At 73.0% G+C, this 18,371-nt stretch carries 16 protein-coding genes; 5 read left to right on the plus strand and 11 right to left on the minus strand.

What is annotated here, in order from left to right:
• Positions 1–6: 6 nt before the first annotated feature.
• A complete protein-coding gene (locus tag ACIRPP_RS27360) occupies positions 7–1,989 on the minus strand; it encodes a hypothetical protein (protein WP_403648035.1) in 1,983 nt (660 codons plus the stop codon).
• A 212-nt stretch (positions 1,990–2,201) separates the two neighbouring features.
• On the opposite strand from ACIRPP_RS27360, the gene ACIRPP_RS27365 reads away from it, so the two are divergent.
• On the plus strand, positions 2,202–2,678 hold the full coding sequence (locus tag ACIRPP_RS27365; RefSeq protein WP_403648038.1) for a hypothetical protein: 477 nt from the start codon (positions 2,202–2,204) through the stop codon (positions 2,676–2,678).
• 102 nt (positions 2,679–2,780) lie between these two features.
• Here the strand turns inward: ACIRPP_RS27365 and ACIRPP_RS27370 are convergent, their stop codons facing one another.
• From ACIRPP_RS27370 to ACIRPP_RS27395, 6 genes are all read right to left on the minus strand, one after another.
• On the minus strand, positions 2,781–4,286 hold the full coding sequence (locus ACIRPP_RS27370; protein ID WP_403648040.1) for a DUF1996 domain-containing protein: 1,506 nt from the start codon (positions 4,284–4,286) through the stop codon (positions 2,781–2,783).
• Between the two features lie 348 nt (positions 4,287–4,634).
• On the minus strand, positions 4,635–5,606 hold the full coding sequence (locus ACIRPP_RS27375) for an NAD-dependent epimerase/dehydratase family protein (protein WP_403648043.1): 972 nt from the start codon (positions 5,604–5,606) through the stop codon (positions 4,635–4,637).
• 114 nt (positions 5,607–5,720) lie between these two features.
• Positions 5,721–6,356: a winged helix-turn-helix domain-containing protein gene (locus tag ACIRPP_RS27380; protein WP_403648046.1), complete on the minus strand. Its 636-nt coding sequence runs from the start codon at positions 6,354–6,356 to the stop codon at positions 5,721–5,723.
• 381 nt (positions 6,357–6,737) lie between these two features.
• Entirely contained in the window at positions 6,738–7,766 is a 1,029-nt protein-coding gene (gene glnII / locus ACIRPP_RS27385) for a glutamine synthetase (protein ID WP_403648049.1), read from the minus strand.
• 527 nt (positions 7,767–8,293) lie between these two features.
• Complete coding sequence (locus tag ACIRPP_RS27390) at positions 8,294–8,971, minus strand: hypothetical protein (RefSeq protein ID WP_164342535.1); 678 nt, start codon at positions 8,969–8,971, stop codon at positions 8,294–8,296.
• Positions 8,972–9,097: 126 nt separating this feature from the next.
• On the minus strand, positions 9,098–9,457 hold the full coding sequence (locus ACIRPP_RS27395) for an arsenate reductase family protein (protein ID WP_403648052.1): 360 nt from the start codon (positions 9,455–9,457) through the stop codon (positions 9,098–9,100).
• A gap of 257 nt (positions 9,458–9,714) precedes the next feature.
• Here ACIRPP_RS27395 and ACIRPP_RS27400 point away from each other — a divergent pair, with 257 nt between their 5' ends.
• On the plus strand, positions 9,715–10,029 hold the full coding sequence (locus ACIRPP_RS27400; protein ID WP_164338161.1) for a hypothetical protein: 315 nt from the start codon (positions 9,715–9,717) through the stop codon (positions 10,027–10,029).
• Positions 10,030–10,191: 162 nt separating this feature from the next.
• Here ACIRPP_RS27400 and ACIRPP_RS27405 read toward each other — a convergent pair whose 3' ends face one another.
• Positions 10,192–10,449, minus strand: a complete 258-nt coding sequence (locus ACIRPP_RS27405; RefSeq protein WP_164342531.1) for a hypothetical protein — start codon at positions 10,447–10,449, stop codon at positions 10,192–10,194.
• Between the two features lie 277 nt (positions 10,450–10,726).
• Here ACIRPP_RS27405 and ACIRPP_RS27410 point away from each other — a divergent pair, with 277 nt between their 5' ends.
• The 3 genes from ACIRPP_RS27410 to ACIRPP_RS27420 are packed head-to-tail and all read left to right on the plus strand — an operon-like array spanning position 10,727 to position 14,442.
• The gene (locus ACIRPP_RS27410; RefSeq protein ID WP_403648056.1) at positions 10,727–11,773 is read left to right on the plus strand and encodes an iron ABC transporter substrate-binding protein; all 1,047 of its coding nucleotides are present in this window, start codon (positions 10,727–10,729) and stop codon (positions 11,771–11,773) included.
• 6 nt (positions 11,774–11,779) lie between these two features.
• On the plus strand, positions 11,780–13,387 hold the full coding sequence (locus ACIRPP_RS27415) for an ABC transporter permease (RefSeq protein ID WP_403648059.1): 1,608 nt from the start codon (positions 11,780–11,782) through the stop codon (positions 13,385–13,387).
• A complete protein-coding gene (locus ACIRPP_RS27420; protein WP_403648062.1) occupies positions 13,384–14,442 on the plus strand; it encodes an ABC transporter ATP-binding protein in 1,059 nt (352 codons plus the stop codon). Before ACIRPP_RS27415 ends, ACIRPP_RS27420 begins: the two co-directional genes overlap by 4 nt.
• 179 nt (positions 14,443–14,621) lie before the next feature.
• On the opposite strand, the gene ACIRPP_RS27425 is transcribed toward ACIRPP_RS27420, so the two are convergent.
• The 3 genes from ACIRPP_RS27425 to glnA form a co-directional block, all read right to left on the minus strand.
• Complete coding sequence (locus ACIRPP_RS27425) at positions 14,622–15,554, minus strand: RNA polymerase sigma-70 factor (RefSeq protein ID WP_403648065.1); 933 nt, start codon at positions 15,552–15,554, stop codon at positions 14,622–14,624.
• Positions 15,551–16,756 (minus strand): NAD(P)/FAD-dependent oxidoreductase, encoded by a 1,206-nt coding sequence (locus ACIRPP_RS27430; protein WP_403648068.1) that lies wholly within the window; start codon positions 16,754–16,756, stop codon positions 15,551–15,553. Before ACIRPP_RS27430 ends, ACIRPP_RS27425 begins: the two co-directional genes overlap by 4 nt.
• Before the next feature lie 174 nt (positions 16,757–16,930).
• Positions 16,931–18,340 carry a type I glutamate--ammonia ligase gene (glnA, locus tag ACIRPP_RS27435; RefSeq protein ID WP_164334883.1) on the minus strand — a complete coding sequence of 470 codons (1,410 nt, stop codon included), beginning with the start codon at positions 18,338–18,340 and terminating at the stop codon, positions 16,931–16,933.
• Positions 18,341–18,371: the final 31 nt, after the last annotated feature.

Raw genomic sequence — 18,371 nt, forward strand, 5'->3', positions numbered from 1 at the left:
GGCCGGTCAGCCGAGTCCCTTGACCGGCTTCCCGCCCTTCAGCACGCCCTTCAGGTCGGCGCGGGCCCCCTGTTCGGCCTCCACGGTCAGCAGGTTGCCCTGCGCGGAACCGCGGACCCCGCCCGTCGCCTCCAGCGAGGTGACGTCACGGCTGCCGGCGGCCAGGAGGTACCAGGTGCCCGCCTCCGACTTCCACAGCACCCCGGCCAGCACGTGCGGCGCGCGCGCCCCGCACGCCGGCACGTCCTCGGCCTTCGCCGCGACGGCACCGAACGGTCCGCCCGGGGTGCGGAACTGCGCCAGCACCCTCGCCCCCTCGCCCCGCCAGGTCTCGGCCCGGGTGCACACCCACGCCGCCGTCCCCGCCGCGCCCTCCGCACCTTCCGGGACGACGGCGGCCCCGCCGCCCGGCGCGCTCACCCCGGGCGCCCCCGGCAGCGGCTGCTCCGCGAACGCCCACGCGTTGACGCTGCGCACCCCCGCCGACCGCATCGCGGTGAGCGAGCAGGCGTACGGGGCCCAGGTGCGCAACGCCTCGGCCCCGGACGCCTCGCGGGGCGCTCCGGGCCGCCCGGCGGTCAGGTGCGCCGGGACCACCTCGCCGAGGTCGGTCACCAGCCGGGTGCCCGTGCCGTCGGTCAGCTGGAGCACGTTCCACGACGTGCACGCCCCCGGCCGCAGGGCCGGGCTGGCCAGCGGTGAGGTCACCCCGTCGGTCAGGGTGAGGTCCATCGCGCCGGCGTCCGGATCGCGCAGGTCCCGCTCGCCCGCCGACCGTACCCACGGCGCCGTCAGATAGCGCACGTTGCCGTCGGCCCGGCCCAGCACCACCGCGCTCGCCTCCGCCCGCCCGGCACCGTCGACCCGGGCGAAGTCCAGCGCGGCACCCTCGGCCCCCTCCTTGGGCTCGGCGTAGCGGGCGATGCGCAGACCGTCGTGGAGGATCACCACGCGCGCGTTGTCCACCTCGCCCGCGTACAGCAGCTGCGGCGGTCCGGCCGGCCCTCCGGAGGGGGTGCCGGGGGTCGCCGACACCTGGACCCGCTCGCCGGGCCGGGCCCACACCGCCAGGGCGCGGCGCAGCAGCGCCTCGTCGTCGGTGAGGCCGCCGCGGGCCGGCCACACCGAGAAGTCGGTACGCGGGGACGTCTTCCACGCGGTGGGGGAGACCCGGGCGAGCCTGCCGGGGTCGAGGGCGGCCTCGGCGGCCGGGTTCTGCGCGTACGGCGGCGCCGCGGCACCGTCGGGGCCCCAGCCGTCACCGGGCAGCCCGAGCAGCGCACCGCACACCACCAGCGCCGCCCCGGCGACCAGCGCCGCCTTCAGGTGCTGGCGGCGGCGCAGCAGATCCGTCGGCCGCGCCTGGAGCCGGCACGGGTCGAACTCGGGGGAGCCGAGCAGCCGGTACTCCGCGGGCACCCGGTCGGCCTCGCGCAGTGCGGCGTCCGCGTCGGCGACGCCCGCCGCGGTGAGCACCGAGCGCACCTCGGAGTCCGGGAGCCGCTCCAGGCCGCGCAGCACGTACGCGGCGCGTGCCGCCCCGGACAGCTCGCCGAGGCGCTGGTCCAGGGCGAGTTCGTCGGCACCGCCCGGCCGCGGGAACAGCCGCAGCCCCCACACCTGGGGCAGCAGCGCGGGCAACTGGGCGCGCTTCGGCCAGGACCGCAGCCGCAGCGGGCGGCCGGCCTCCAGGGCGGTGCGCAGCACCTTCAGCCGGACCAGCGCGTACCCGGGGTCGCCGTCACGGCCGGTGGACTGGGCGGGGATGACGGGCGCGGCCGTGCGGCTGCGGGGCAGCGCGCGCTGGGTCAGGGCGTGCGCCGCCAGCACCCTCCTGCTCCGGCCCCACCCGGGCGGCAGCACCAGGTGGGCGAGCCGGACCAGCCGCGGGTAGTGCTCGACGAGGGCGGCCTCGGCCTGCTCGACGTCGACGACCGGACCGGCGGACGCGGAGGCTGCGGGGCGCTGGGCGACATCCTGTGACTGCACGTATCGCAGAACGAGCGAACCCGTCGATGGTCACCCGATCGTGTGCCGCCACACGGTCTTCCCAGTCGGTGTCCATCGGGGCAACCCTCGCACGGACCGGGCGTCCGCGGCACCCGGGATTGAGTGCTCGGGCCGTTTCAGCCGTATCGGAGGCGGAGAGCCCCTCGCCGGGGCTCCGTGCGGCATGTCGCCGGAAGGACCGGAGGAACATCATGAGGCTGACCCGACCGATGCTCGCGCTGACCGGCGTGGTGGCGGCACTGGCGCTGGCGGGCTGCGGGGCCGGCGACGACGGGGAGTGGGACCTTCCGCCCACCGCCACCGGCAGCCTGGAGCACCTGGCCGCCGAGGCGAAGTGCGACCCGGACATGCAGACCGACGCGGACACGATCCGCCAGGCGATCTGCAAGAAGGGCAAGGAGAAGTACATCCTCGCCACCTTCGCCACCGACCGCGGTCAGCGCGAGTGGATCGACACGGCCAAGGACTACGGCGGTCTCTACCTCGTCGGCCGCAAGTGGGTCGTCGTGGGCCACGAGAAGGTGTTGGAGGACCTGCAGGGCCGGCTCGGCGGTGACGTCGAGGAGGGCATCGATCACAGCAACATGGACCACGGCGGCGGTGACGGCGGCGACCAGAAGGGCGGGCACGGCAAGCACGCCTCCGGCCATGCCGGGCACGGCGGCTGAGCCGTTCGCCGCACGCGGCGGGGGAGAACACCGGAGGGCCGGTGGCGGGAGATCCCGCCACCGGCCCTCCCGCCTGTGCGGCGAGGCGGTGGGAACCGCGTGCTACGTGCAGTCCCTACCGGTGTTGATGCACTCCACCACCTCGTTCATCAGCTGCTCGTCCATGACGTTGATGAAGTCGTTGTGGTCGGTGATGGGCTTGTGCAGCTGCTCCGGGAAGCTGTCCACGGCGTACGGGTTCTGCACCTGACCGTTCTCGATGGTCGGGGTGGGGATGTCGTACACCAGCTTGACCTGGAGCTGCGGAATGGCCTGGAAGCCGTTCGGGCAGCTGCCGTCGGCCTGGACGAAGGCCATGTGGTCCCGGTGGTTGGCGCTGTCGATGTTCTGGCCGTCCCAGCAGCTCTGGAAGTTGGACGTCCGGACCACCTGGCTGCCCTCGGGGCACAGCGGGTACTTGTCCGTCGACTGCCGGTCCTCGAAGCCGGTGCAGCTCCAGGAGGTGTTGGCGTTCGCGGTGCCGTTGACGAAGGACTTGGCGTCACCGGTGATGATGCGCAGGAACTTCGGCATCGCGACGACGTCGCCCTGCTTGTTGCCGACGAACTTCAGCTCCGCCTGAGCCGGCTTGAGGATCTTGCCGATGTTGCCCTCGGCGCCGCCGCCCTGGTCGTTGGCGTCGAACTCCTCGGTGCCGTCCTGGAGACGCAGCACCGGCCAGTAGTAGGTCGACTTGTCGCCCTGGTTCTGGCAGGAGGTGTCCGCGTTGGCGAGGTCCTGGTCGCTGGAGAAGGCGTCGTTGTCCTGGTTGCCGACGTAGTCGTGCACGTGGTGCGCGCCGTTGTCGACACCCGGGGCCGCGATCAGGTTGTCGCTGTTGAACAGGTTGTTCTCGTTGGTCCCGCAGTCCGTGGTGAACGTGCCGGTGGAGCCGCTGTCGCCGTTGGCGGGCAGCCCGTTCGGCAGGTTGCGGGAGTTGGGCTGGACGTCCTCGATCTTGATGAAGTCGTCCGCGACCGGCCCGGCGACACCGTTGCCGTTGTCGTCCGGCTGACCGCCGTTCTGGCCGCCGTCGTTCTGACCGCCGCCGTTCTGGCCGTCGTTCTGGCCTCCGCCGTTCTGGTCTCCGCCGTTCTGGCCGCCGGCCGGGCGGCCGGTGCACCCGGCCAGCCGGTCCAGGTCGCCGGGAGCCTTGCCGCCGGCCCGGTTGATCTGCAGCTTGATGCGGTCGAGCAGCACCTTCCGCCGGTCCTTGAGCGGACCCAGAATGGAGTTCTGGACGAAGTTCGCGTCCCCGGCCTGCGCGCGGCGCGTGGTGACCAGGCGCTGGTAGGCGTCGGTGATCTGCTGGTCCATCGAGGCCAGTTCGCCGTCGACCTCGCCACGCGCCCGGTCCGGCACGTTGCGCAGCTGCTGGCCCACGTCCGGACAGTAGATCGTGACGACCTGCGACACGTTCCGTTTCGTCCGGTTGTCCGGCGCCTTCTCGTGCGCCGAAGCGTAGAAGTTCGCCCAGATCAGCCCGCCCCCACCGAGCGCTAGGGCCGCCGATGCGGCTATGGCCTTGGTGGCCAGCGGCGTACGGCGTTTTCTTGTGTTGCGTCCCATGGAACTCCTCTGACTTCCTTGCGGGGCATCCCATTGCGGGGCATCGAGGCGCCCGACAGGAGTGAAGCGGCGCCCTTGAATACGGGAGCCGCCTCGGGGGTGTTCACCCGTCCCGGAAATCGTCGACAACTTCGTACGGACCAGGGGTTTCAACGGCCCCTGTAATACCGGGAGTTGTGAATCATCCACCCGGAGTGGGGGACAGGGGCCGGCATCACCGTCCACGGCCGGTGATGGCGGACCCCACGGGTGAATAACGGGACAACGGCCCCCGCACGCCGGTTGTCGCTGTCCGGGAGACCCGTCCCGGTTCGCGGAGGATGTGCCTCCCGGCGTGCGGCCGGGCGCCTACGCCCGGCCGGTCCGTGCGAGCACCTTCGCCTCCACCTCCGGGTCCAGCCAGGCGTAGGTCCGCTCCGGGTGCCGGGGGACCGTGCCGCCGAGGCCCCGCAGCCACCGCCAGGTGTCGGCGACGGCCCGGGACACGTCCGCCCCGTGGAGGGCGTCGTACCCCTCGCTGCGCGGCGGCACCCACACCGGCAGCCCGGTCCACGGCTCGATGCCCGCCGCGAGGATCACCTCCGGGTCGGTCCAGCGCAGTTCGGCCGCCCCGCCGGTCACCCCGGCACAGGCCCGCAGCAGCTGCTCCGTCGTCGCGTGGCCCTGCGGGGACGACAGGTTGTACGGCCCGCTCAGCCCTTGCTCGGCGGCCCCGAGGATCCAGGCGGCCAGATCGCGGGCGTCGACGTACTGCAACGGCAACTCCCGCGGGCCCGGGGCGAGGACCGGGCCGCCGCGCGCCATGCGGGTCAGCCACCACGGCAGCCGCCCCACGTTCTCGTACGGCCCGAGAATCAGCTCGGCCCGCACCAGCACCGACCGGTCCGCGCCGAAGGCGTCCACGGCGGCCAGCTCCCCGCCCCGCTTGTCGCGCGCGTAGTCGGTGCGGTCCGCGTCGGCACGGGCGCCGTCCACCACCGGGGCCCGCTCGGTGTACCCGGCGGGCGGCGCCCACGCGTACACCGAGCAGCTCGACACGTACACGTACCGGGCCGCGCGGTCGCGCAGCAGTCGTGCCGTGTCCCGCACGGCCCGCGGCGCGGTGGACCAGGTGTCGACGACGACGTCCCAGTCACCGGGCGCCTCCTCCAGTGCGGCGAGCCCGTCCGGGGCGGTGCGGTCGCCTCGCAGGGACCGCACGCCCGGCGGCGCCTCCTGCCGCCCCCGGTTGAGGACGGTCACCTCCCAGCCGCGGCCGAGGGCTGCCTTCACCACGCTCCGCCCGACGAACTCCGTACCGCCCAGCATCAGAAGTCTCATGCCGGTGACTCTGCCCGGCCGGGCGGCCGGGACGAACGGCACTCTGCCGACAGCAGACGGCAGACGGCGACGGCAGACGGCGGGCGCCTCGCGGGGCCTTCGGCGTGCCCGGGGTCAGTGTCCGGCCGGCGGCACGTACTGGTAGCCCACGCGGCGCACCGTGCGGATGGTGGCGCGGTGCTCCGGCCCCAGCTTGCGGCGCAGCCGGGCGACGTGGACGTCGACGGTGCGGCCGTCGCCCACGTGGCCGTAGCCCCACACCGTGCCGACCAGCTGGTCGCGGGTGTGCACCCGGTGGGGGTGGCCGACGAGATGGGCGAGCAGCTCGAACTCCAGGTAGGTGAGGTCGAGTTCCCGGCCGTCCACGGAGGCGGTGCGCCGGGCGGCGTCGATGCGGATCAGGTCGCTGCCCCCGCCGGGAACGGCGCCGTCCGCGCCGTCGGCACCCTCCCGGTCCGTCGGGTCCGCCCCGCCCGGCACGGGCACCGGGAACGGCGGCTGCTGGTCGGCGGGGACCAGCACCAGGTAGCCGACCATCGGCGGCTGCCCGGGCAGGACGGGCAGGGTGTGCTGCGGCGCGGGCAGCCAGGTGGCCCCCGGCGGCAGCAGGTCCGCCACGGTGACCACCTCGTCCCGGTCGACGGCGCGCAGCCGGTGCCGGGGGCGGGCGGTCGGCGCCGCGGCGGTGCGCGTGGCGGGGGAGACGGAGCGGGAGGCGGTGACGGAGGGCAGGGAACGGGAGGTCGCCATGAGGGATCAGCTCTTTCGCGCGAGGAGTGCGACGTGCGTCGGGAGGGACGACGGCCGCGCGATGAGCGGCGGACCGTCGAGGACGTACGCGGTTCGCGCCGGGAGACCGGGGTGGTGTGTGCTCTACCGGGCCGGCGCGTGCGACGCGCGACAACACACCCGGTCGAAGTCGTGGTGCTGCCGGGAGGGCCAGAAGGGCTCGAGGTCGTGGCGACCCGTCGCGACGGACTTCCGGTGGCTGGCCATGCCCCCATTGAAGCAGACCCGGCCCGCCCGCAGGAGCCCGTTCCCACAGCTCGGACACCCGCCCGGCCCGCGACGCCGCGAGGGGACGCCCGCCGGTACGGCGGACGCCCCCTCACGGACGGCGGACGGCACGGATCAGACCTGGCCGGCCTTCTCCAGCGCGGTGCAGCAGGTGTCGACCAGCAGCCGCGTCACCACGTACGGGTCGACGTTGGCGTTGGGCCGGCGGTCCTCGATGTAGCCCTTGCCGTCCTTCTCGACCTGCCACGGGATGCGCACCGAGGCGCCGCGGTCGGACACACCGTAGGAGTACTGGTCCCACGGGGCCGTCTCGTGCAGCCCGGTGAGGCGGTCGTCGATGCCGGAGCCGTAGTTCTTGACGTGGTCCAGCGGCTTGGAACCCTCGCCCAGCGACTCGCAGGCCGTGACGATGGCTTCGTAGCCCTCGCGCATGGCCTTGGTGGAGAAGTTGGTGTGGGCGCCCGCGCCGTTCCAGTCGCCCTTGACCGGCTTGGGGTCCAGGGTGGCGGCGACGCCGAAGTCCTCGGCGGTGCGGTACAGCAGCCAGCGGGCCACCCAGAGCTGGTCGGCGACCTCCAGCGGGGCCAGCGGGCCGACCTGGAACTCCCACTGACCGGGCATGACCTCGGCGTTGATGCCGCTGATGCCGAGCCCCGCCTTCAGGCAGTTGTCCAGGTGCGCCTCGACGACGTCCCGGCCGAAGATCTCGTCGGAGCCGACACCGCAGTAGTAGCCGCCCTGCGGGGCGGGGAAGCCGCCCTTGGGGAAGCCGAGCGGGTGGCCGTCCTGGAAGAAGGTGTACTCCTGCTCGATGCCGAAGACCGGCTCCTGCGCGGCGAACCGCTCGGCCACCTCGGCCAGGGCGGCCCGGGTGTTGGACTCGTGCGGCGTCATGTCGGTGTGCAGCACCTCGCACAGCACCAGGACGTCGTCGCCGCCGCGGATCGGGTCCGGACAGACGAACACCGGCTTCAGGACGCGGTCCGAGGCGTGGCCCTCGGCCTGGTTGGTGGACGACCCGTCGAAGCCCCAGACCGGCAGGTCTGCGCCCTTGTCGCCGTCGCCCAGGATCTTCGTCTTGGAACGCAGCTTGGCGGTCGGCATGGTGCCGTCGATCCAGATGTACTCGGCCTTGAAGCTCACGGTCCACATCCTTCGGGGTGGTCTGGGCGCTTGTGCGGGTGCTGCCGCGCCGCGCCCGGGGGCGCCACGCTGATGCTCCGAAGCCTGACAACGAGCGATTTCCCGTCCATTGCCCGCATGTGAATGCCGTGTTACCGCTGTTACCGCCGAGCGCCGATCACCGAGCGCCGATCACCGAGCGCCGATCACCGAGCGCCGAGCGCCGAGCGCCGATCACCGAGCGTCGACCGCCGAGCGCCGATCACCGAGCGCCGACCGCCGAGCGCCGATCACCGAGCGTCGACCGCCGAGCGCCGTGGGCACCGCGTGTGCCCGCCCCCGCGCCGCATATGGTGCGGCCCGTCGGGCGCGGCGTCCGCCCCGTGACGGGCGAGGGCCCCGGCGCGCCCGGCCCGGGGGGGGGGGGCCCCCCCCGGGGGGGGGGGGGGGGGCCCCCCCCGGGACGGTGGTCCTGAGCCGAGGCGTGGCCGAATCACGCCTCGCCCCCGAAGAGGACCACCGCCGGGGAATTCCTGACGGCCCGGGCGTCACCCCACCTTCTCGATCACGGCCCGGCGGATCAGGAACTTGCCGGGCTCCCGGACCTGCTCGAAGGCGGCGTCGTTGAGCAGCACGCAGCTTCCGGAGACCGAAGTGACCTCCACCGTCGTGGACTTGTTGTTGTCCAGGTTGGTGACCTTCAGCTTGGTGCCGGCCGGGAACTGGTTGCTGGACGCGGCCGGGGCGCCTGCCTCACCGGAGAGGGTGACCGTCGAACCGTTGCACACCTGCTCGCCGGCGGCCGCCGCACCGTCGCCGCCCGGGTTCTGCGCGGCGTCGCCGCCGCCACCCGCCTGCTCGTCCTGCGCGGGCTGGGACGGCGCCGCGGGCTGGCCGGCCTGGGAGTCCTGAGCCGACTCCCCCACCGCGCACCCGGACGCCTCCTGCTTGCGCTTGATCTCCTCGATGACCGCCTCACGGTTGGCGATCCGGGCCTCCGACTGGGCGTCGGGGGCGGCCCGCTGGCCCTCGATGAACTTCTGGTTGTTGCCGAGCGCGGTGGCCAGACCCTGACACACGGTCGAGTCCGCGGCCGACTTGACGGTCGGCGTCTGGGCGGCGTTCGACGTCGTCGCCATGACGAAGGCGCCGCCTCCCGCCACCGTCGCCGCGCTCAGCAACAGCGCCAGCTTCTTCTTGGGACCGAGAGTTCTCCTACGCGACATGCGCGCCTCCTGAAGAGAGGTGGGGGAGCGTACGCCGCTATGTACGAGATACCGAACGGAGTTACTCAGCGGTCGGCCCAAGTCCGTGAAGTAACCTGCGTCACACCCGCGTTGGGGCGGACCGCGCTACCGGGACAGCGCGTCCCGCACCGCCTCCTCGCTGCGGCCGACCACCGCGGTGCCGTCGTCCGCCGTGATGATGGGCCGCTGGATCAGCTTGGGGTGCTCCGCGAGCGCCGTGATCCACCGGTCCCGCGCACCGGCGTCCCGCGGCCACTCCTTGAGCCCGAGCTCCTTGGCGGCACTCTCCTGGGTGCGCGTGATGTCCCACGGTTCCAGACCGAGCCGCCCGAGCACCTCGCGGATCTCGTCCTCGCTCGGTACGTCCTCGAGGTAACGCCGAACCGTGTACTCGGCCCCCTCGGCGTCGAGCAGGCTGATGGCGCTGCGGCACTTGGAACAGGCCGGATTGATCCAGATCTCCATGCCCCCACCGTACGCCCGCCCCGCCCCGGATCACCGCCGGACCGCCGAACCCCTCTGTTCGAATTCGGGCCGCCTCCCGCGCCCCTTGCGAACCTGCCGTGACAGGGCGCCAATTCCCTTACTGACCTGCTGGTTTGACCGGCTCTCCGGGCCTCGGAATGTCAGTGCCGGGCAGTACACTGGAACCAGTGTTCGAGGGAATCGCCGGGGTCGCCGTGGACCCCGGAGGGTGCCCCGACCGCGACAGGAGGATGCCTGTGCCCGCTGCCGCCCTGAAACCGAAGCCCCTGCCCACCCAGTCCACCGCGAAGCGTCCCGTCCTGCTGGAGCTGCCCTGCGCGCCGGTGGAGAAGCGCCCGCTGCCGCCCGGCCGTCCCCGCCACTGGTACGTCACGCACAACCGCCGGCTGAAGGCGATGCGCCTCGCCATCGCCCTGCTCGACTCCGGCGTCTACCTGCCCGACCAGGCACGCAACGAGACGATCCGCAGCGCCGCGGAGCTGATCGGTGTGCACCCGCCGTCCGACACCACGTGCCACATGGTCCGCGCCTTCATGCGCTACAACCGCTGACCCAGTCGTCGCCCGGCGTCCGGCGAGCCCGCCCTCCCGGCCCCCGGGGCACCCGCCCCGGGGGCCGGATCGTCCTGGGCAGCGCGCCCGCCCCGGGGTCGCCCCGTTCCCCGGGGCCGGGGCGGCGACCGGCTGTCGCCGGAGTGCCGGAGTGCCGGAGTCTCAGTACGGCTGGAAGTTGAGGTACCCGAGCAGCAGGATCACCCCGACGACGCAGCCGAGGACCACGACCGTCGACACCCAGGAGGACCGGCCGGCCGAGCCGCGGTGCTCCGGTTCGCCGCGGAAGGGGACAGGGCCCGGAGGGTTGTCCTTCCAGCGGGCGGCGAGCATCCGCGCACGGGCCGAGGGCTCCTTGTGCGGGGCGTCGTCCGCCCACCTGATGTCGAACTCCCGCTCCTCTTCGTCCTTCTCGGACATCCCCGTGACCTCTCTCGAACAACAGTGTCAGACCCAATGATCCCGCGTCGCCCGCCCAGAGGAAAGTGTTCCGGACGACGAGCGGCGCGGGCCGCGAGATCACGGATGCGCAACCTTTCGCCGGGCGGCGTTCGCAAGGAGACCTGCCGCCTTGACAATTTAGGCAAGGTTTACCTTACTAATAACGACGTTTTTCCTGGCGAAAGCCATGCACGCCGCTTGCCGACGACGACGCGACCCGCGACGCACCGGGGCGAGCCATGCAGGAAGGCACCCCATGCCACGCCCCCTCGCCGGCCGGATCACCACCCTCGTGGTGGCGGGCCTGCTCGTCCCCGCCCTGGCCGCCTGCGGTGCCGACGACAGCAAGGCCGCCTCGGCCGAGGGCGGCGACTCCACCCTCGTCATCTACTCCGGGCGCAACGAGAAGCTGGTCAAGCCGATCCTCGACGAGCTGGAGAAGGCCATCGGCGCCGAGGTCGAGGTGCGCTACGGCGACAGCGCCGAACTGGCCGCGCAGATCCTGGAGGAGGGCGACCGCACCAAGGCCGGGCTGTTCTTCTCGCAGGACGCGGGCGCGCTCGGCGCCCTGTCCAAGGAGGGCAGGCTGGCGAAGCTGCCGCAGTCCAGCCTCGACAAGGTGGACCCGGCCCACCGCGGCAGCGCGGGCGACTGGGTGGGAGTGTCCGGACGCGTGCGCGTCATCGCCTACAACCCCGACCAGGTCGGCGAGGACAAGGTCCCGGACAGCATCCACGACGTGGTGAAGCCGGAGTGGAAGGGCAAGGTCGGCTTCGCGCCCACCAACGCCTCCTTCCAGGCGTTCGTCACCGGCATGCGCGTGCTGGAGGGCGAGGACACCACCCGCGAGTGGCTCAAGGGCCTGAAGGCCAACGGCAAGACCTACGCCAACAACCTGGCCACCCTCGACGCCGTCGAGTCCGGCGACGTCTCCCTCGGGCTGATCAACCACTACTACTGGTACGAGCAGGTCGCCGAGAAGGGCGCGGACAAGGTGGGCAGCAAGCTCCGCTTCCTGCCCGGCGGGGACCCCGGCGCACTGATCAACGTGGCCGGTGTCGGCATGCTCCAGGACAGCGGTCAGACGGAGAGCGCCCGCAAGGCCGTCGACCACCTGCTGTCCAAGGAGGCGCAGACCTACTTCGCCGACACCACCAAGGAGTACCCGTTGGCCGCCGGGGTCACCAGCTCGGTCCAGGACCTGCCGCCGCTGGACTCCCTTCAGGCCCCGGACATCGACCTGGGCAAGCTGGAGTCGCTCCAGGAGACGCTGGCCATGCTCCAGGACGTCGGACTGGTCTGACCCCCCGTGCGCACACCCGACGTCACCCCGCGCCCGGCCGGAGCCCTCGGCTCCGCCGGGCGCGAGCGCGCCGGCGGGGCCCGCGGGGTTCGCGGTGCCCGGCCGTCCGGTCGCAGACCGCCGCTCGTCCTGCTCGTCCCCGCCGGCGTCGCCGCCGCGTTCGCCCTGCTGCCGCTCGGCTACCTCGCCGTCCGCGCCCTCGAACGCGGACCCGGGTACGCCTGGGACGTCGTCGCCGCCGAACGCACCCTCCACCTCCTCGGCCGCAGCCTCGGCCTGACGGCCGTCGTGGTGGCGGCCTGCCTCGTGCTCGGCGTCTCCCTGGCCTGGCTCACCGTGCGCACCGACCTGCCCGGCGCGCGCGCCTGGTCGGTGCTGGCCACCCTGCCGCTCGCCGTGCCCAGCTACGTCGCCGCCTTCGTCTGGCTGGCCGCCGTGCCGGAGATCGCGGGCTTCACCGGCGCCGCGCTCGCCCTCACCCTCGTCTGCTTCCCCTACGTCCACCTGCCGGTCGCCGCCGCCCTGCGCGGCATCGACCCGGCCCAGGAGGAGGCCGCCCGCTCCCTCGCCCACGGCCCCCTGCGCACCTTCCTGCGCGTCACGCTTCCCCAGCTCCGGCCGGCCGCGGCGGGCGGCGGGCTGCTGGTCGCGCTGTACGTGCTCTCCGACTTCGGCGCGGTCTCCCTGCTGCGGTACGACACGTTCACCCGGGCCATCCACACCTCCTACAGCGCCTCCTTCGACCGCACCCCGGCCGCCGCACTCAGCGTCGTTCTGGTGGTGATGACGGTGGCACTGGTCGCCGCCGAGACCCGCACGCGGGGCCGCGCCGGCCACGCCAGGACCGGTGCCGGCACCGCCCGGCCGGCCGTACGGCTCCCGCTGGGCCGCTGGCGGGCCCCCGCCCTCGCCTGGTGCGCGACGGTGACGGCCGCCGCCGTCGTCTTCCCGCTCGCCACCCTCGGCTACTGGCTGGCCGTCGGCACCTCCGCGACCTGGGACCCCGGCGCCCTCGCCCGCACCGCGTGGGCCACGCTCGGTGTCGCCGCCGCCGGAGCCGCGCTCACCACTCTGCTGGCGCTGCCCGTCGGGGTGCTCGCCGCACGCCACCGGGGACGCGGGGTCCGGCTGCTGGAGCAGGCCGCCTACGCCGGACACGCGCTGCCCGGCATCACCGTCGCCCTCTCCCTGGTCTTCTTCGCGGTGCGCTACGTCTACCCGCTCTACCAGCAGCTCCCGCTGCTGCTCTGCGCGTACGCCGTCCTCTTCCTGCCGCTCGTGGTGGGTGCCACCCGCGCCGCCGTCCTGCAGGCACCGCCCGTCCTGGAGGACGTCGCCCGCTCCCTGGGCCGCTCGCCGCTGCGGGTGCTGCGCGAGGTGACCGTGCCGCTGGCCGCACCCGGCGTCGCGGCCGGCGCCGCCCTCACGTTCGTTGTCTGCATGAAGGAACTGCCCGCGACGCTCCTGCTGCGCCCCACCGGCATGGACACCCTGGCCACCCGGCTGTGGACCGAGACCGGCGCCGGCTCCTTCGCCGCCGCGGCCCCCTACGCCGCGGCCCTCATCCTGCTCGCCGCCGTCCCCTCCTACCTCCTGGGCAGGCACCGCACATGACCGACCACGCCAACGACCTCCGCATCGAGGGACTCACCAAGTCCTACGGCCCCGAGGCCCCCGTCCTGCGGGGAGTGGACCTCACGGTCCCGGCCGGCGCCCTGGCCGCCCTGCTCGGCCCCTCCGGCTGCGGCAAGACCACCCTGCTGCGCATCGTCGCCGGGTTCCTGCGCGCCGACGCGGGCACCGTCGCCGTCGGCGGCCGCACCCTGACGGGCCCCGGCGCCCAGGTCCCGCCCGAGGGCCGCCGCATCGGCATCGTGCCCCAGGAGGGTGCCCTCTTCCCCCACCTCAGCGTGGCCCGCAACGTCGCCTTCGGCCTGACCGGCACCGCCCGCACCGAGCGCCGCCGCCGCACGGAGGAGATGCTCGACCTCGTCGGCCTGGCCGGCTACGGCACCCGCATGCCGCACGAACTCTCCGGCGGCCAGCAGCAACGCGTCGCCCTCGCCAGGGCCCTCGCCCCCCGCCCCGCCCTCGTCCTGCTCGACGAACCCTTCAACGCCCTCGACAGCGCCCTGCGCGCCGGAGTCCGCGCCGACGTACGGACCGCACTGCGGGCCACCGGGGCCACGGCCCTGCTGGTCACCCACGACCAGCAGGAGGCCCTCTCCACCGCGGACCTCGTCGCCGTCGTCCGGCAGGGCCGCGTCGCCCAGTGCGACACCCCGCAGGAGGTCTACCGGCACCCGGCCGACCCCTGGGTCGCCGGCTTCGTCGGCGACGCCGTACTCCTCCCCGGCACCGTCCGCACCGGCACCTCCACCGCCACCACCCCCATCGGCACGGTGACCCTCGCCGAGCCCCCCGAAGGCCGCCGCACCGGCACGGTGATCCTGCGCCCCGAACAGCTCCGCCTGACCGACGCCGGCACCGAGGGCGCGGTCCGCGGCACCGTCACCGACGTCTGCTTCTACGGACACGACGCCCGGGTGACCGTCGCCGTCCCCGGCCTCGACACCCCGGTCGACGTCCGCATCACGGGCCCCCTCCCGGTGGGCCCCGGCGAGGAGACCGCCGTGTGCGTGACGGGCGAGGCGACGCTGCACGGGTAGCGGCCGCCTGAACCAAGGCCCCCCGGCTCCCGCCCGCTGCGTCCGCCACCGCCGACCGGGCCGGCCCTCAGCGACGGCAGAAGCCGGAGAACGTCCGTCGCTTCTTCAGGCCGTCCTCCGGGGCCATCGCCGCGCTCATCAGCCTGCTCGCGCCCGGTGGCGGCATACGGTGACGACGCTCACTGCGTTCCGAGGTCGTGAGCGGTGCCGTCGGCGACGGCCTGGAGTTTGTCCGGGTTGGTCACGTTGTGGATGGCGGTGATACGGCCGTCGGCGTCGAAGTCGAAGGTGACGGTGGCGATCACGTGTCCCGGCCCGCTGAACACGATGCCCGGCCCACCGTTGATCCCGACGAGTTCGGCGCGCATGTCGGCAGGCTCGACGCCCTGGTAGGTGACGGTGCCGATGGCCGCGAACCAGGCGGCCACCGTGGCCGCGCCCACCACCGGGCGCAGGGCCTGCCGGACCTTGCCGCCGCCGTCGGTCCACAGGGTGACGTCCGGGGAGAGCAGCTCCATCAGGGCGTTGACGTCACCGCCGGTCGCGGCGGCGAAGAACCGCTCGGTGACCTCGCGCTGCCGCGACCGGTCGGCGGCGAAGCGCGGCCGCCGGGCCCGTACGTGCTCGCGGGCCCGGTGCGCGGCCTGCCGCACCGCGGCCTCGGAACGCTCCACCGCCTCGGCGATCTCGGCGTAGGTGAAGTCGAAGACCTCCTTCAGCACGAACACCGCGCGCTCCAGCGGGCTCAGCGTCTCCAGCACCACCAGCATGGCCATCGACACCGACTCGGCGTCCGTGACGACCTCGGAGGCATCCCCTCCGGTGAGGACGGGCTCCGGCAGCCACGGCCCCACGTACGTCTCCCGCTTGTGCCGGGTGGAGCGCAGCCGTTCCAGCGCCAGGTTCGAGACGATCCGGGTCAGGTACGCCTTGGGGTCGGCCACCTGCGAGCGGCCCGCGGCAGACCACTTGATCCAGGCGTCCTGGACCGCGTCCTCGGCATCGGCCGCGCTGCCGAGGAGGCGGTAGGCCACGGAGAACAGCAGCCGCCGGTGCTCGTGGAAGACCTCCTGGTCGGGGTCGAGGCCGGGGTGGCCGGGCAGGTCGGTCACTTGGCCCCCCGGATGCGGGTGAAGCGGCCCCCGCGGGGCCAGAACGCGCCCGAGGCGGGCATCTTCTTCATACGGCCGTAGGTCGGCCAGGGCGAGGCGGTCACCGTCTCCTTGTACCGGACGGCCAGGCGGCCGGTCAGGCAGATCCGGCGCGGGCTGTCATCGGGCCGGGTGAACTGCACCACGGCATCACCGCGTCCCAGGCTCACCGGCGTGTGGTAGTAGCCGAAGCGGAACGGCTTGGGCTGCCTGCCCCTGAGCACCCGGTCGATCGACAGCGCGGCGTGCACCCCGGTCGGCATGCCGCCCTGACAGGTGCCGTGCATGACGCCGTAGCCCTGGCGGATCGCGGCCGCGTCGCCGATCGCGTACACCTCGGGGTGGGACACCGACCGCAGCGCGGCGTCGGTGATGACGCGTCCGTGCCCGTCGACGGCCAGCCCGGCGGCGGCCGCCAGCGGCGTCACCCGCGTGCCGCTCGTCCACAGGACCGCGTCGGCCGCGATGCTCTCCCCGCCTGCCAGTTCCACCGCGTCGGGCAGCACCTTCACCACCTCGACGCCGGCGCGTACCCGGACGCCCAGCCGGCCGAGCGCGGCGTGCAGATACGCCTTGGCCTTCGGGGTCAGGGCCGCACCGGGCTCCTGCCTGCCCAGCAGCACCACGTTCCACTCCGGGTACCTCTCGGCGATCTCCGCGGCCGACTCGACGCCGGTCAGTCCGCTGCCGGCGACCACCACCGTGCCGCTGCCGAGCCGCGCCAGCCGGTCGGCCAGCAGCTCGGCGTCCTGGGCGCTGCTCAGGGTGTACGCGTGGTCCTCGGCCCCCGGGACCGCCGAGGTGTCGGCGACGCCGCCCAGCCCGTACACCAGCGTGTCGTAGGGCAGCACCCGGTCGTCGTCGATCCGCACGGTCCGAGCGTCCGCGTCCACCGCCGTCACCCAGCCGCGCACGAACCGCGCGCCCGTCCCCTCCAGCAGCTGAGGGATGCTCAGCTCGGCGAGCTGCTGCCCGGTCGCCGCCATGTGCAGGCGCATACGCTCGGTGAACCGATCCTGCGCGTTCACCAGGGTCACCTGGACGTCCTCGCGCCGCTTCACCCGGGCCGCGAGCTGGACGGCCGCGGCCATGCCCGCGTATCCCGCCCCCAGGATCACCACGCGGTGCGCGGTCGCCGTGCCGGTCTCCTGCTGTGCGTCCATCGTTCCGTCCTCCTCGGCTCGCTTGCTGACGCCCACCAGATGGGAGCAGGCGGCCCGGATGTGACACGGGTCGGATGTGATGCACGACACAGCCCCCGGAACAACGGCGAGGGCCGCTCCCCAGCATGGGGGAGCGGCCCTCGCCGTTCGTCCCTGACCGAGGTCAGGGAACGATCACACGTCGAAGTACAGCTCGAACTCGTGCGGGTGCGGGCGGAGCTGGAGCGGGGCGATCTCGCTGGTGCGCTTGAGGTCGATCCAGGTCTCGATCAGGTCGGACGTGAAGACGTCGCCCTGGAGGAGGAACTCGTGGTCGGCCTCGAGGTGGTCCAGCACGGCGCCGAGGGAGGTCGGGACCTGCGCCACGTTGGCGTGCTCCTCGGGGGCCAGCTCGTAGAGGTCCTTGTCGATCGGCTCGGCCGGCTCGATCTTGTTCTTGATGCCGTCCAGGCCCGCCAGCAGCAGCGCGGAGAACGCCAGGTACGGGTTGCCGGAGGCGTCCGGGGCGCGGAACTCGACGCGCTTGGCCTTCGGGTTGGAACCGGTGATCGGGATGCGCATCGCGGCGGAGCGGTTGCGCTGCGAGTACACCAGGTTGACCGGGGCCTCGAAGCCCGGCACCAGACGGTGGTACGAGTTCACCGTCGGGTTGGTGAACGCCAGCAGCGACGGGGCGTGCCGGAGGATGCCGCCGATGTAGTAGCGGGCGGTGTCGGAGAGGCCGGCGTAGCCCTGCTCGTCGTAGAAGAGCGGCTCGCCGCCCGCCCACAGGGACTGGTGGACGTGCATGCCGGAGCCGTTGTCACCGAAGATCGGCTTGGGCATGAAGGTGGCGGTCTTGCCGTTGCGCCAGGCGACGTTCTTCACGATGTACTTGAAGAGCTGCAGGTCGTCGGCGGCGGCGAGCAGGGTGTTGAACTTGTAGTTGATCTCGGCCTGGCCGGCGGTGCCCACCTCGTGGTGCTGGCGCTCGACCTTCAGTCCGGCCTTGGCCAGCTCCAGGGAGATCTCGGCGCGCAGGTCGGCGAAGTGGTCGACCGGCGGGACGGGGAAGTAGCCGCCCTTGTAGCGGACCTTGTAACCGCGGTTGTCCTCCAGGGCGCCGGTGTTCCAGGCGCCCGCCTCGGAGTCGATGTGGTAGAAGGACTCGTTCTCGGACGTCTTGAAGCGCACGCTGTCGAAGACGTAGAACTCGGCCTCGGGGCCGAAGAACGCGGTGTCGGCGATGCCGGTGGAGGCCAGGTAGGCCTCGGCCTTCTTGGCCACGTTGCGCGGGTCGCGGGAGTACTGCTCGCCCGTGATCGGGTCGTGGATGAAGAAGTTGATGTTCAGCGTCTTGTCGCGGCGGAACGGGTCGACCCGGGCCGTGGAGAGGTCGGCGCGCAGCGACATGTCGGACTCGTGGATGGCCTGGAACCCTCGGATCGAGGATCCGTCGAAGGCCAGTTCCTCGTCCGGGTCGAACGCGTCGGCGGGGACCGTGACGTGCTGCATCACACCCGGGAGGTCGCAGAACCGGACGTCGATGAACTTGACGTCCTCGTCCGCGATGAACTTCTTGGCCTCGTCGGCGTTCTGGAACATCCAGCTCCTCCTACTCCCGACCGTCCCGCCG

Source organism: Streptomyces sp. NPDC101219 (genome assembly GCF_044767675.1).
Lineage (GTDB): Bacteria > Actinomycetota > Actinomycetes > Streptomycetales > Streptomycetaceae > Streptomyces.